Annotated in this window: 13 protein-coding genes and 1 pseudogene; 8 read left to right on the top strand and 6 right to left on the bottom strand. The window is 72.2% G+C overall.

Translation table 11 applies throughout. The features are described from left to right. Nucleotides 1-136 precede the first annotated feature (136 nt). Both ACGFZ2_RS12180 and ACGFZ2_RS12175 read left to right on the top strand, forming a co-directional pair. On the top strand, nt 137-637 hold the full coding sequence (locus ACGFZ2_RS12180) for a SigE family RNA polymerase sigma factor (RefSeq protein WP_350678559.1): 501 nt from the start codon (nt 137-139) through the stop codon (nt 635-637). Beyond that, nucleotides 630-1,514, top strand: coding sequence for a hypothetical protein (locus ACGFZ2_RS12175; protein ID WP_393452721.1), 885 nt, complete (start codon nt 630-632; stop codon nt 1,512-1,514). The genes ACGFZ2_RS12180 and ACGFZ2_RS12175 overlap by 8 nt, the downstream gene beginning before the upstream one ends. A gap of 37 nt (nt 1,515-1,551) precedes the next feature. Here ACGFZ2_RS12175 and ACGFZ2_RS12170 read toward each other — a convergent pair whose 3' ends face one another. Then, nucleotides 1,552-3,135, bottom strand: coding sequence for an acyl-CoA carboxylase subunit beta (locus tag ACGFZ2_RS12170; protein WP_393452718.1), 1,584 nt, complete (start codon nt 3,133-3,135; stop codon nt 1,552-1,554). 148 nt (nt 3,136-3,283) lie between these two features. Between ACGFZ2_RS12170 and ACGFZ2_RS12165 the strand changes: the two genes are divergently transcribed. Together ACGFZ2_RS12165 and ACGFZ2_RS12160 are read left to right on the top strand one after the other, a co-directional pair. Then, nucleotides 3,284-4,159 carry a biotin--[acetyl-CoA-carboxylase] ligase gene (locus ACGFZ2_RS12165; RefSeq protein ID WP_393258547.1) on the top strand — a complete coding sequence of 292 codons (876 nt, stop codon included), beginning with the start codon at nt 3,284-3,286 and terminating at the stop codon, nt 4,157-4,159. 178 nt (nt 4,160-4,337) lie between these two features. Further along, nucleotides 4,338-4,910: a PH domain-containing protein gene (locus ACGFZ2_RS12160; RefSeq protein WP_393258550.1), complete on the top strand. Its 573-nt coding sequence runs from the start codon at nt 4,338-4,340 to the stop codon at nt 4,908-4,910. Nucleotides 4,911-4,977: 67 nt separating this feature from the next. Here ACGFZ2_RS12160 and ACGFZ2_RS12155 read toward each other — a convergent pair whose 3' ends face one another. From ACGFZ2_RS12155 to ACGFZ2_RS12145, 3 genes and pseudogenes are all read right to left on the bottom strand, one after another. Next, nucleotides 4,978-5,706: a GtrA family protein gene (locus ACGFZ2_RS12155; RefSeq protein ID WP_393258553.1), complete on the bottom strand. Its 729-nt coding sequence runs from the start codon at nt 5,704-5,706 to the stop codon at nt 4,978-4,980. 64 nt (nt 5,707-5,770) lie between these two features. Then, nucleotides 5,771-6,343, bottom strand: a complete 573-nt coding sequence (locus ACGFZ2_RS12150; protein ID WP_350703441.1) for a GtrA family protein — start codon at nt 6,341-6,343, stop codon at nt 5,771-5,773. Nucleotides 6,344-6,471: 128 nt separating this feature from the next. After that, nucleotides 6,472-6,562 (bottom strand): annotated as a pseudogene (locus ACGFZ2_RS12145) (GtrA family protein); the annotation flags it as partial. 156 nt (nt 6,563-6,718) lie between these two features. Between ACGFZ2_RS12145 and ACGFZ2_RS12140 the strand changes: the two are divergent. From ACGFZ2_RS12140 to ACGFZ2_RS12125, 4 genes are all read left to right on the top strand, one after another. Beyond that, a complete protein-coding gene (locus ACGFZ2_RS12140; RefSeq protein ID WP_393452715.1) occupies nt 6,719-8,560 on the top strand; it encodes a phosphoenolpyruvate carboxykinase (GTP) in 1,842 nt (613 codons plus the stop codon). A gap of 43 nt (nt 8,561-8,603) precedes the next feature. Beyond that, nucleotides 8,604-9,482, top strand: a complete 879-nt coding sequence (locus ACGFZ2_RS12135) for a hypothetical protein (RefSeq protein ID WP_393452712.1) — start codon at nt 8,604-8,606, stop codon at nt 9,480-9,482. A gap of 323 nt (nt 9,483-9,805) precedes the next feature. Beyond that, on the top strand, nt 9,806-10,948 hold the full coding sequence (locus tag ACGFZ2_RS12130; RefSeq protein WP_393452709.1) for a geranylgeranyl reductase family protein: 1,143 nt from the start codon (nt 9,806-9,808) through the stop codon (nt 10,946-10,948). 31 nt (nt 10,949-10,979) lie between these two features. Beyond that, nucleotides 10,980-11,750 carry an isoprenyl transferase gene (locus tag ACGFZ2_RS12125; RefSeq protein ID WP_350678538.1) on the top strand — a complete coding sequence of 257 codons (771 nt, stop codon included), beginning with the start codon at nt 10,980-10,982 and terminating at the stop codon, nt 11,748-11,750. Between the two features lie 28 nt (nt 11,751-11,778). Here the strand turns inward: ACGFZ2_RS12125 and otsB are convergent, their stop codons facing one another. Both otsB and ACGFZ2_RS12115 read right to left on the bottom strand, forming a co-directional pair. Then, nucleotides 11,779-12,603, bottom strand: coding sequence for a trehalose-phosphatase (gene otsB, locus ACGFZ2_RS12120; protein ID WP_393452706.1), 825 nt, complete (start codon nt 12,601-12,603; stop codon nt 11,779-11,781). Nucleotides 12,604-12,704: 101 nt separating this feature from the next. Next, nucleotides 12,705-13,058, bottom strand: a complete 354-nt coding sequence (locus ACGFZ2_RS12115) for a hypothetical protein (RefSeq protein ID WP_393258568.1) — start codon at nt 13,056-13,058, stop codon at nt 12,705-12,707. Nucleotides 13,059-13,179 lie beyond the last annotated feature (121 nt).

Here is a 13,179-nt window from a genome sequence, read left to right as displayed (position 1 = left end):
GATACGTGATCATCTGAGCGGGGTTCCGGCCGGCGGGTTTCGGCCGGCGGAGCTGGCGAAAATGATCGGTGGACCGGGCAACCGACGGCCCCGGCTGGCGCGTGTCCCCTGCGACCGTCACGGGGGAGGTAGCAGGGTGCCGGACGTCGACGGCTTCGACGAGTTCTACCGGGGCAGCCGGCAACGGTTGCTGGGCTTCGTCTACGTGCTCACCGGTGACCTCGCCGAGGCGCAGGACGCCGTGCAGGAGGCGTACGTGCGCGCCTGGCAGCGCTGGTCGACTGTGAGCGCGTACGAGGAGCCGGAGGCGTGGGTGCGGGTGGTGGCCAGCCGGATCGCGGTCAGCCGCTGGCGCAGCCTGCGCAGCCGGGCCCGCGCCTACCTGCGGCACGGTGCCACGGAGACGGTGCCCGGCCCGGATCCCGACACCGTCGACGTGGTCGCCGCGCTGCGTCGGCTGCCCGAGGAGCAGCGCACCGCGATCGCCCTGTACTACCTGGTCGGCATGCCGGTGGCCGAGGTGGCCCGGCAGACCGACGCCCCCGTGGGCACGGTCAAGGCCCGACTCTCTCGGGGGCGCGCCGCGTTGGCCGGGCTGCTCGCCGTCTCTGAGCTGAAGGAGGCCGCCGATGCGTGACGAGACGACGTTCGTCGACCAGTTGCACAGGGACCTGCGCGACGTCCGCTGGCCGGAGCCCGCCGAGATCCGCGCCCGGGCCCGCCGGCGCAGCAGGCGTACGGCGCTGGGGGCGGCGGCCGTCACGACGGTCACCGTGCTTACCGTGGCCGCCTTCGGGGTGGTCGACCACATCGGCGGTAACCGGCCGCTGGCGACCGCGGAAGGGGCGACCGCGGCCGGGGTGACCGTGGCCGGGGCGGCCGGGCCGGATGCGCCCGTACGGGCCGCGATTCCGATGGAGGCGCTGCTCCAGCCCGAGGACCTGCCGGAGAAGGAGACCCCGCGACTCACCGTGACGGGCATCCACGAGCCGATCCGGATCGACGGTGAGTTGACGAAGTGCCTGCGGAACCGGGGACTTCCGGCCGCCGCTGAACCCTCCCGCTACTCGCGCAGTCAGACGGTGATGGGGGTACGGCTGGGTGAGCCCCTGCTGCGACAGGATCTCTACCGGGTCCGTACCGAGGAGGCCGGCAAGATCATTCCTGACATCGACCGGCAGGTGAACTCCTGCCCGGAATGGGAGACCGACGGCGTCGTGTGGCGCGACGGGCGGGACGTCGAGATCGTCACGACACACCGCTGGCAGGTGGTGGCCCGGGGGTTCGCCGGCGACGAGTCGGCGTTGCTGCGGCAGGTCATGTCCGAGCCCCGGCGGGCGAAGACGTCGACAGTGGTTGGCGACGCTCCGAAGCCGCTCAGCACCGCGTTCGTCCGGGTCGGCGACCTGGTCACGGTGGTCAGCATCTCGCGCGACAGCAGCGAGGCCGAACTTCGTCGGCTCGCCGCCGTCGCCGCCACCCGCATGTGCGGCGCCGCCAACCCGCCCTGCTGACCCGCCACGCCCGCACGCGACGCGGGGCGGGGCGGGGTCAGAGCGGGATGTTGCCGTGCTTCTTCGGGGGCAGGGTCTCGCGCTTGGTACGCAGCACCCGCAGGGCGCGGACGATCTGCGTACGGGTCTCGTGCGGCGGGATGACGCTGTCGACGTAGCCGCGCTCGGCCGCGATGTACGGGTTGGCGAGAGTCTCCTCGTACTCGGTGATCTTCTCGGCCCGCACGGCGGCCGGGTCCTCGGCGGCGGCCAGTTCCTGCCGGTAGAGGATGTTCACCGCGCCCTGCGCGCCCATCACCGCGATCTGCGCGGTCGGCCAGGCGAAGTTCAGGTCCGCGCCGAGGTGCTTGGAGCCCATCACGTCGTACGCCCCGCCGTAGGCCTTGCGGGTGATGACGGTGACCTTCGGGACGGTGGCCTCGGCGTACGCGTAGATGAGCTTCGCGCCGCGGCGGATGATGCCGTCCCACTCCTGGCCGGTGCCGGGCAGGAAGCCGGGAACGTCCACGAAGGTCAGCACCGGGATGTTGAAGGCGTCGCAGGTGCGCACGAACCGGGCGGCCTTCTCCGACGCGGCGATGTCCAGGGTGCCGGCGAAGTGCATCGGCTGGTTGGCGACCACGCCGACCGGGCGCCCCTCGACCCGGCCGTAGCCGATGATCAGGTTCTGCGCGTAGAGCGGCTGGACCTCCAGGAACTCGCCGTCGTCCAGGACGTGCTCGATGACCCGGTGCATGTCGTACGGCTGGTTCGCCGAGTCGGGGATCAGCGTGTCCAGTTCCCGGTCCTCGTCGCTCACGGAGAGGTCCGCGGGGGCCTCGTAGACCACCGGCTCGTCCAGGTTGTTCGACGGCAGGTACGACAGCAGCGCCTTCACGTACTCGATCGCGTCCTCCTCGTCGCTGGCGAGGTAGTGCGCGTTGCCGCTGCGGGAGTTGTGCGTACGGGCGCCGCCCAGCTCCTCCATCGCCACGTCCTCGCCGGTGACGGTCTTGATGACGTCGGGGCCGGTGATGAACATGTGCGAGGTCTGGTCGACCATCACGGTGAAGTCGGTGACCGCCGGGGAGTAGACGGCGCCCCCCGCGCACGGGCCCATGATCAGGGAGATCTGCGGGATGACGCCGCTGGCCCGGACGTTGCGGAAGAAGATCTCGCCGTAGAGCCCGAGCGAGGCCACGCCCTCCTGGATGCGGGCGCCGCCGGAGTCGTTGATGCCGACGACCGGGCAGCCGATTTTCACGGCCAGGTCCATCACCTTGACGATCTTCTCGCCGAAGACCTCGCCGAGGGAGCCGCCGAAGACCGTGAAGTCCTGGGCGAACACGCAGACCTGGCGGCCGTCGATGGTGCCGTAGCCGGTGATGACGCCGTCGCCGTACGGGCGGGTCTTCTCCAGCCCGAAGTTGGTGGACCGGTGCCGGGCCAGCTCGTCCAACTCGACGAAGGAGCCCTCGTCGAGCAGCATCTCGATCCGCTCGCGGGCGGTCTTCTTGCCCCTCGCGTGCTGCTTCTCGACCGCGCGCGCCGACCCGGCGTGCACCGCCTCGTCGACCCGTCGCTCCAGGTCAGCCAGCTTGCCCGCGGTGCTGTGGATGTTGATCCCGGTCTCGGTAGTCACCCTGGGAATATAACGATGGTTCAGGTCGTCGCCCCTGTGCAGTTCGCCTCAGCCCGGCGACCGCTCGCCGACGACGCCCACGGACGCCCGCCCGACGCCCGCCCGACGGCCGGCGGGTGGCTCTCGGGCGGGGCCGTAGGCTGACGGGATGCCGGGCTCGCCGTACACCGATCTGGACCGTCCGCCGCTGTCGGCGGCCCGGTTGCGGCGGGCGCTGGTCGCCCCGCACGGGCCGTGGGCGCGGCTGGAGCTGCGCGTCGAGACCGGCTCGACCAACGCGGACGTCGCCGAGGCGGCCCGGGCCGGGGAGCCGGAGGGGCTGGTGGTGGTCGCGGAGCGGCAGACCGCCGGGCGCGGACGGCGCGACCGGGCGTGGCAGTCACCGGCGCGGGCGGGCATCGCCACCAGCGTGCTGCTCCGGCCGGGGGAGGCCGTCGCCGACCGTGGCTGGCCGCCGGTGCCCCAGGCGGGGTACGGCTGGCTGCCGCTGCTCGCCGGCGTGGCCCTGGTCGAGGCGGTGGCCCGGCTGGCCGAGCTGGACGCCGGCCTGAAGTGGCCCAACGACCTGCTGATCGGCGACGCGAAGTGCGCCGGGATCCTCGCCGAGGCGGTGCCGGGGGACTCGCCGGCGCAGCCGCCCGCGATCGTGCTCGGCATCGGCCTGAACGTCACGCTCCGCGCCGACGAGCTGCCGGAGAACCCGACCGGCCTGCCGGCCACCTCGCTGCAACTGGCCGGCGCGGCGGCCACCGACCGCGATCCGCTGCTGCGGGCCCTGCTTCGCTCGGTCGCCGACTGGTACGGCCGCTGGCGTTCGGCCGGCGGGGACGCGGTCGCCAGCGGGCTGCGCGACGCCTACCTGGCCGCCTGCGCGACGATCGGCCGCCAGGTACGCGTGCTGCTGCCCGGCGGCGAGGAGCTCACCGGCGCCGCGACCGGCGTGGACGCCGACGGCCGACTGCTGGTCACCACCCCCACGGGCGTGCGCGCCCTGGCCGCCGGCGACGTCCTCCACCTCCGCTGACCTGACCCCCGCCCTCCCTTCCCCGCGATCTTGCACTTTTGCCCTGGCGAACGGGGCGAAGCCGCGAGACGGGGGCGGAAACTGCAAGATCGCGGGGGCGGGATCGCCGCGCGGCTGATGTCGCGGCGGGAGGGTGAGCGGTTACGGTCAGCGCGTCCGTTTCTGCGAGGAGGTTCCCGTGGCGTTCCCCGATGACGTGCTCACCGAGGACGAGCATGTCGTGCTGCACCTGCACCCGCACTGGAAGGCGCTGATCCGGCCGGTCGCGGTGCTCGTGCTCGCCGTCGCGGCGGTGGTGGCCGGCATGGTCCTGCTGCCGTCCGGCGGGGGCGGCTCGATCGCGCTCGCCGTGATCGGGGTGCTGGCCCTGGCGGCGGTGCTCTGGCTGGCGCTCTGGCCGTTCCTGGTCTGGCGGACCACCCACTACCTCTTCACGAACGAGCGGGTGCTGCTCCAACACGGCGTGCTCTCCCGCGACCGGCGGGACATCCCGCTCACCCGGGTCAACGACCACGCGATGAACCAGCGGTTCGTCGAGCGTCTGCTCGGTTGCGGCACCCTGACCATCGAGTCCGCCGGCGAGCGCGGGCAGTCCGTCCTGCACGACGTGCCTGGGGTCGGCCAGGTCCAGACCAAGCTCTACGAGCTGGTCGAGGCCCACCACGACAAGCACTCCCTCGGCGACGCCGAGATGCGCGACATCCTGGCGGACATGAACGAGGGGAAGCCGCTGCGCGACCCCACCGCCTGAGCCCGGCCCCACGCCCGCCCGCCCGCCGAACGGTAACGGCGCGGCGGGCGCGGGGTGGTGCGGCGGGTCAGCGGCGCGGGGTGCGGCGGGTGCTGGCCTGGAGTTCGGCGGCCAGCTCGGCTTCCAGTTCCCGGTCGAGGGAGCCGCCGATGCCGGCGTCGAGCGGCACGGGGCGGCCCTGGATCGGGGCGCTCTGGCCGGTCGCCGGCACGGGGGCCGGGCCGCGCCGTCCGGCGCCCGGTGGTGGCTGCGCCTCCTCCAGCTCGGAGATGGATTCGGCCAGCTCCGCCACCGGGTCCATTTCGGCCATCGTGTCCCACTCGTCGCGCGGGATGCTGTGCCACGTCTCCGCGGCGTGGGCCGGTGCCGGTTGGAAGACGAACGTCCGGTAGGACCAGAACCGGAACAGCGTCGCGAGCAGCACGCCGCCGGTCTTCGCCACGTTCAGGGCCAGCAGGCTGGTTACGCCCAGGCCGTACTTGGCGGCGGCGAGGACGCCCAGCTCGATGAGCAGGCCGGCTCCGTTGAAGAGGAAGAACAGGGCGTATTCGCGCCGCATTGCCGACTTCGGGCGGTCACGGTACGTCCAGTGACGATTCATCAGGTACGACGTGATGGTCGCCACGATGGTGGCGATGACCGTCGCCTTCAACTGGCCGTCGACAAAAACGGTGAGTGCCAGGGCGTTGAACACCGCGTAATTGATGACGGTGTTGACGCCGCCGACGATGCCGAATTTGAGCGCCTCGTGGATGAACTTCTGCCAGCGCTCGGGCAGCAGACGGACAAGACGCATGCGGAACACCTTAGGGCAGTGGGCGGGGCCGGGAGGCTCCGGCCGGGACGAGGTGGGCGGCAGGTCACGCCCGGTGGTCTCGGTCGTGCTTCACTTCCGGAACGGCTGGGGTTCCCGCTTCCACGAAGACGAACCGTCGGTAGGACCAGAATCGGAACAGCGTCCCGAGCCCGGTGCCGACGATGAAGCTGGCGATGTTGTCGGCCAACGGGGTCTGGAAGACCTCCGGCCAGATGCTGCCCAGGCCGTAGCGGCTGATGGCCAGGCAGGCCACCGCGATCCCCAGGCCGACACCGTTGAAGAAGAAGAACAGCGCGTACTCGCGGGCCGGGTTGGAGCGCTTGCGGTGCCGCCACGTCCAGAACCGGTTGCCGACGAACGCGACGGTCGCCGCGATCACCGTCGAGACGGTCTTCGCGGTCACCTGCTCGACGCCCCGCACGCTGGTGAGGTAGTTGAAGAGCGCGAAGTCGATCAGAAAGGCGATCCCGCCCACGGTGGCGAACTTGCTCATCTCGCGGACGAGGTGGCCGAAACGCTCGACCAGTGCGTGGGCCAGACCCGGGCGGGTCTGCCGGGAGCCTGGCTCCCCGGTCATCGTCGCGGCCACGACGCCGAGCCTACCGGCTGGTTGCATCCCACACGGGTAGCAACGACGAGCGGCCCGCACGGGTGTGCGCCTGTGGACAGAGCGTAACGAGTCGGGATGGTCGAGCGGGGCGGTTCGCGAGTCCGTCGACGGGACGCGGCAGGTCGGCCGCCGGGGGTTTCCCAGAGGATTTGCGTGAAACTGCGCGCGAAAGCGGGTATTAGCTCGTGATGCCGCAGCGTGACCGCACCTTGTGCAGTTCTTCACAACCAGTCCCACTGACTGGCGACGTCACCCGGTTTACGCTGAGGCCAATCCCAGGTTTCCACGAAGGGCGACGCACCGCGCCGTAAGGACGCGCAGCGCCGTCAAGACTCGTGCATCCCATAGACCGGTCAGCGTCGACCACCAAGGAGATGTGTCATGGTTGCTCCGGCTACCGTTCGGGGTATCGATCAGGCCCCGACGTCCCACCCCAAACTGCTCGCCTGGGTCCGTGAGGTCGCTGAACTGACCACCCCCGACCGTGTCGTCTGGGTGGACGGGTCCGACGAGGAGTGGCGGCGCCTCACCGATGAGCTCGTCGAGGCGGGCACCCTGATCCGCCTCAACCCGGAGAAGAAGCCCAACTCCTTCTACGCGCGGACGGACCCGACGGACGTCGCCCGGGTCGAGGAGCGCACCTTCATCTGCTCCGTCGACGAGGCGGACGCCGGCCCCACCAACAACTGGATGGCGCCGGCCGAGATGAAGCGGACGATGACGGAGCTCTACCGCGGTTGCATGCGCGGGCGCACCATGTACGTCATCCCGTTCTGCATGGGTCCGGTCGAGGCCGAGAGCCCCATGTTCGGCGTCGAGATCACCGACAGCCCGTACGTGGTCGCCTCCATGCGCATCATGACCCGGATGGGCGCCAAGGTCCTCGAGGCCATGGGCGACGACGTGGACTTCGTCCACGCGCTGCACTCGATCGGCGCCCCGCTCGCCCCCGGCCAGCAGGACGTGGCGTGGCCGTGCAACGAGACGAAGTACATCTCGCACTTCCCGGAGACCCGGGAGATCTGGTCCTTCGGCTCCGGGTACGGCGGCAACTCGCTGCTGGGCAAGAAGTGCTACTCGCTGCGGATCGCCAGCGTGATGGGCCGCGACGAGGGCTGGCTCGCCGAGCACATGCTCATCCTCAAGATCACCTCGCCGGAGGGCAAGGTCTACCACATCGCCGGCGCGTTCCCGTCCGCCTGCGGCAAGACCAACCTCGCCATGCTGGAGCCGACCGTCCCCGGGTGGAAGGTCGAGACCATCGGCGACGACATCGCCTGGATGCGCTTCGGCCCCGACGGCCGCCTCTACGCCGTCAACCCCGAGTACGGCCTCTTCGGCGTCGCGCCTGGCACGGACTGGAAGACCAACGCCAACGCGATGCGGACGCTGGACCGCGGCAACTCCATCTTCACCAACGTGGCCCTGACCGACGACGGGGACATCTGGTGGGAGGGCATGGGTGAGCCGCCGGCGCACCTGATCGACTGGAAGGGCAACGACTGGACGCCGGAGAGCGACAACCTCTCCTCACACGCGAACAGCCGGTTCTGCACCCCGATCACCCAGTGCCCGATCCTGGCCGAGGACTACTACGACCCGAACGGCGTGCCGATCGACGCGATTCTCTTCGGTGGCCGTCGCCGGGACACCATCCCGCTGGTGACCGAGGCCCGCGACTGGGTGCACGGCGTCTACATGGGCGCGACGCTCTCCTCGGAGACCACCGCCGCCGCCTCCGGCGCGGTCGGCGTCGTCCGGCGCGACCCGATGGCGATGCTGCCGTTCATCGGCTACCACGCCGGCGACTACTTCCGGCACTGGATCGAGATGGGCAAGGGCGCCGACGGCGACGAGTCCAAGCTGCCGAAGATCTACTACGTCAACTGGTTCCGCAAGGACCCGGAGGGCAACTTCCTCTGGCCCGGTTTCGGCGAGAACTCCCGCGTCCTGAAGTGGATCGTCGAGCGGATCGAGGGGCGCGCCGAGGCGGTGGAGACCCCGATCGGCATGGTCCCGGCCCAGGACGCGCTCGACATCGAGGGCCTGGACATGACCCCGGAGGACGTCCGGATCGCGCTGAAGGTCGACCCGGAGGAGTGGCGCAACGAGCTTCCGCTGGTCACCGAGTGGTTCGAGAAGTTCGGCGACAAGCTGCCGGGCGTGCTCTGGGCCGAGCTGGACGCGCTGCGCGCCCGGCTCGACGCGGAGCCGCAGCGCTGACGACAGGTGTGATCGACGCCCGTACCGGGCATCATCGGTTCCCATGAGGACGGCCGCCGAGACCGAGGTCCGGCGGCCGTCCGCCGTCCGGGCGCTGACCACGCTGCTCGCACTGACCGCGGCGGCCACCGTCGCGGTCGAGCTGCTCAACTGGTGGTACGCCCCGGAGCAGGGCTTCGGGCTGGCCGTACGCACCGGCTGGGCCATGCTCCGCTCGCTCGGCTTCCTGCTGCTGATCGGGCACGTCCGTCGCGGCCGGACGGTGGCCCGGCCGTTCGGGCTGATCCTCGCGGTGACCACGGTGTTCGCCGTCGGGCGGCTGATCGTGCCCCGGCAGGGCGTGCCGCCGTTGCCCGGGCTGCTCGGGTTCGCCCTGCTCACCGCCCTCTGCGCGGCCGTGGTCTGGCTGCTCTACCGCTCGCCCGCGGTGTCCGGGCACCTGGTCCGCCACCGGCCCCGGCTGGTCATCGACCGTAGTGGCATCTCCTGGCGGGAGACCCCACCCCGCCGGCCCGAGGTCAACGGCTGGCTGCTCACCAGCCGGGTTGCCGCGTTCACCTACAGCCCGCTGATGCTGGTCCCGGCCCTGGTCGCCGGCGGCGCCGTGCTGGACGACCGGCTGACCGCCGTGCCGGCGGTGCTGTTCTGGTTCGCCGCCGGCATCGTGACCAGCTACGCGGTACTGTTCTGCACCGCCTTCCTGATGCGCGGCAAGGCCTGGGCGCGCGTCCTGCTGGTGGCGGTGACCGTCGTCGTGCTCGCCGTCGACCTGCCGCTGTGCTGGTGGCTGCTCGGGCTGGACGGGCTGGTCCGCGACGGCGGCCCACTGCTGGCCGCCGCCGCCCTGACGCTCTACGGCCTGTGGCGCGCGACCCGCGCCGAGCGAATCGGGCGCGCCGGGCTTTCCGAGCGTGCCAGGTGAACCCGAGCGCACCGGGCGAACCGAGCCGGGCCGGGTCAACCGAGCGCGCCGCACCGGCCTGACGGAGCGACGAGTCCGGGACAGATCACGGGCCCCTGTCGAGCGCTGTCGAGCTGCCCCGTCCATGGGACCGCCGGAATGACGAGGCCGGCCGCCCGGATGGTGCCCCGTCTGTGCGGGCAGCTCGACAGGGCTCGAGCCGTTGGTCGGTGCCGGGTCGACGACGTGCTGACGGACATGCCGGTGCGGCATCGGCGCGCCGCGCGTGTGCGACGGCAGGATGGCCGAAAGGCCGGAAGGTCAGGCCGGAGGGAGGCGATGCGGTGAGCGATGAGTTCGACGTGGTGGTGGTCGGGGCCGGTCCGGCCGGGTCGGCCGCCGCGCTTGCGGCCCGGCGGGCGGGGGCCAGCGTCCTGCTGCTGGACCGCTCCGACTTTCCCCGGGACAAGGCGTGCGGGGACGGCATCGCGGCGCACGCGCTGGACGTGCTCGCCGAGCTGGGTGTGCCCGATGCGGTGGCCGGGCACGCGCCGCTGCCGGCGTTGCGCCTGGTCGGGCCGGGTGGCGGCACGGTGGACCGGGCGCTGCCCCGGCCGGCGTACACGGTGCCCCGGACGGTCTTCGACGCCCGGCTGGTGGCGGCGGCGGTCGCGGCCGGCGCGCGGTTGCGCCGGCACGCGGTGCGGCGGGTGGAGGTCCGCGCCGACCGGGTGGTGCTCGACGGGGAGCTGGCCGCGCGGGTGGTGGTCGGCGCGGACGGCGCCGGGTCGGTGGTCCGGCGGGCGCTCGGGCACCCGGTGAACCCCGACCGCCACCTGGCGCTCGCCATCCGGGGGTACGCTCCGGCGCTGCCCGGCCCGCCCGAACAGCTCATCGTCACCTCGGCGCCGCGCTGGCCGGCGTACGCCTGGTCGTTCCCGATCGGCGACGGCCGGGCGAACGTCGGGTACGGGGAGGTGCTGCGGGGGGAGCCGCTGAGCCGGGCGCACCTGGTCGACCGGCTCGGCGCGCTGCTGCCCGGCACGGACCTGGCCACGGTGACCGACCTGCGGGCGCACCACCTGCCGCTGTCGACGCACCGCCCGTCGCCCGGGCGCGGCCGGGTGCTGCTCGCCGGCGACGCGCTCTCGCTGATCAATCCGTTCACGGGCGAAGGGATCTTCTACGCCCTGCTCTCCGGCGCGCTCGCCGGCGCGGCGGCCACCGGCTCGCCCGAGCAGGCTGCCCGGCGGTACGCGGCGGCGCTGCGCCGCCGGCTCGGCGCCCACCTGCGGCACAGCTCGTTCGCGGCGTGGCTGGCCCGGCGCCGGCGGGTCGTCGACGCGGCGGTCCGGGCGGCCCGCCGGGACGACCGGGTCTACCGGACGGTGGTCGAGTTGGGGCTGGGCGACGGGCGGCTCGACGCCCGCACGCTGGGCATGATCGGCATCGGTCTGCCGGCGTGGGAACGCCATCCGAGGGGGTGATCGGCGGGACAGGTCGCTACGCTGCAAGGTGATGACTCTGCGGGACCTGATCTATTCGGTGTACGAGCGTCGCCTCACGGCCAAGCTCGCGGGCAAGCCGGTGCCCCGGCACGTCGGCGTGATGTGCGACGGCAACCGCAGGTGGGCCCGGGAGATGGGCTACGTCGACCCGAACGACGGGCACCGGGTCGGCGCAGCGAAGATCAAGCACGTGCTGGGCTGGTGCGACCAGGCCGGCATCGCGCACGTCACGCTCTACCTCCTGGCCACCGACAACCTGCGCCGGCCGGCCAGCGAGCTGGACCCGCTGCTGCAGATCATCGAGGACCTCGTGGTCGAGCTGGCCGAGGAGGGCAACCCCTGGCGGCTGCGCATGGTCGGCGCGCTCGACCTGCTCCCGGCGTCAACCGCCGCGGCGCTGAAGGCCGCCGAGGAGCGCACCCGCGAGCGCAGCGGCGGGGCCGAGGTCAACATCGCGGTCGGCTACGGCGGCCGGCGGGAGATAACCGACGCGGTGCGCTCGCTGCTGCTGGAGCACGCCGCCTCCGGCGGCACCATCGAGGAGCTGGCCGAGGTGCTGGACGTCGAGCACATCGCCGAGCACCTCTACACCCGGGGCCAGCCCGACCCCGACCTGGTCATCCGCACCAGCGGCGAGCAGCGGCTGTCCGGCTTCATGCTCTGGCAGTCCGCGCACTCGGAGTTCTATTTCTGTGAGCTCAACTGGCCGGACTTCCGCCACATCGACTTCCTCCGCGCCCTGCGCTCCTACGCCAACCGGCAGCGCCGCTACGGGGCCTGACCTCCCGGCCCCGGCCACCCCGGGCGCGTCAGGTGAGGTGGTGGGCGGCGGCGGCGAGGAAGTCGCCGAGCGCGGCGGGGGAGTCCAGGGTCAGGTCGGCCGCCTCCGCGACCTCGTGGCCGGTCTCGGGGTTGGCGACGGCGACGCAGACGCCGAAGAAGTGCGGATCGGCGGCGGCCCGGGCCCGCAGCGCGGCGAAGGCCTTGATGTCGGAGACGTCGTCGCCGAAGTACCAGGCGCCCTGGGCGTCCCGGACCACCTCGTCGGTCACCATGCCCTTGTCCCGGTCGACCGGCGGCTTGAGCTCCAGCACCATCCGCCCGGCCTGGACCTTGAGCCCGAGCCGCTCGGCCTGGGCCCGGCCCCACCGCTCCACGGTGTCGCCGAGCTGCGGCACCGTGCGCCAGTGCAGCGCCACGGAGAGCCGCTTGTACTCCACCAGCGCGCCCTCGGGCAGCTCGGCCCGGGCCAGCTCGGCCAGCTCGGCCATGGTGGGCACCCACGGCAGGGCCGCCGGCTCGGTCACGGTCTCGCCGCCCGAGTGGCTGTGCTCCAGGCCGTAGAGGCCGTACAGGTCGATCCCGGCCAGCCCGCCGAGGTGGTCGCGGAGGAACTCGACCGGTCGCGCGGAGACGATCGCGACCCGCCGTACGACGGGGGCGAGCGCCTCGATCGCGGCGAGCACGTTCGGCGCGGGCCGCACCGCGGTGGGGTCGTCGTCGACCGGTGCCAGGGTGCCGTCGAAGTCGAAGAAGAGCACCGTCGCGTCGGCCCGCCCGGCGGTCGTCCGCCAGGCACGGTCGGCGTCCAACGGGATCTTCGGCTGCTGGTTGCCCAGGTTCAACGGCGGCACGCGCGTCAGCGTACCCCGGCCGGGTCGGCTCAATCCCGGTCGAACGATGCGGTCCGGCCGGCGTCCGGAGGCGCGGTCGGCACGAAGGCGGGCCTGGCGGGTCAGCGTTCGGCGGCTCCCCGTCCCCGTCGACCGAACGGCACGACGGCCGCCTCCTGGCCGTGGCTGAGCAGGTAGCCCTCCACGAACCCGGTGTTCCGGTCGCCGCTGCGTTCCTCGATCTCCTTGAGCCGGCTCACCAGGAAGTCGGTGAGCGCGCTGATCCGGTCGTTCAGCCGGTCGTGCAGCTCGGCGACCACGGCCAGGACGACCGCGGTGCCGGCGGTGGCGAGCGCGAGGAGGTTGACGAGCAGGGGAAGCTGCCCGCCGTTGACCGCCAGCGTCACCACGTTTCCGGTCACGCCCAGTGTCATCGACACGGTGGCGATGACGACTGCCATCCACTTCAGGGTCATGGACAGACCCCTCCTTCTGTCCCGCAGGGCTGGGTTCGGCCTTGTCCCGTCCCCCCGCCGACGACGAGCCCAAGCAGTACGAATAGGGACGCTAGCGTGCCCGTTCCGGCCCCGGAGCGAA

Origin of the sequence: Micromonospora sp. NPDC048063 (assembly GCF_043202855.1) — a bacterium.
Lineage (GTDB): Bacteria > Actinomycetota > Actinomycetes > Mycobacteriales > Micromonosporaceae > Micromonospora.
Note: the sequence above shows the minus strand (reverse complement) of the source record. Positions and strands in the feature narration are given on the sequence as shown.

Coding starts and splice junctions, on each gene's coding strand:
- ACGFZ2_RS12175 (WP_393452721.1), top strand. CDS start 630: ATGCGTGACGAGACGACGTTCGTCGACCAGTTGCACAGGGACCTGCGC.
- ACGFZ2_RS12165 (WP_393258547.1), top strand. CDS start 3,284: ATGCCGGGCTCGCCGTACACCGATCTGGACCGTCCGCCGCTGTCGGCG.
- ACGFZ2_RS12155 (WP_393258553.1), bottom strand. CDS start 5,706: ATGCGTCTTGTCCGTCTGCTGCCCGAGCGCTGGCAGAAGTTCATCCAC.
- ACGFZ2_RS12150 (WP_350703441.1), bottom strand. CDS start 6,343: ATGCAACCAGCCGGTAGGCTCGGCGTCGTGGCCGCGACGATGACCGGG.
- ACGFZ2_RS12140 (WP_393452715.1), top strand. CDS start 6,719: ATGGTTGCTCCGGCTACCGTTCGGGGTATCGATCAGGCCCCGACGTCC.
- ACGFZ2_RS12135 (WP_393452712.1), top strand. CDS start 8,604: ATGAGGACGGCCGCCGAGACCGAGGTCCGGCGGCCGTCCGCCGTCCGG.
- ACGFZ2_RS12125 (WP_350678538.1), top strand. CDS start 10,980: ATGACTCTGCGGGACCTGATCTATTCGGTGTACGAGCGTCGCCTCACG.
- ACGFZ2_RS12115 (WP_393258568.1), bottom strand. CDS start 13,058: ATGACCCTGAAGTGGATGGCAGTCGTCATCGCCACCGTGTCGATGACA.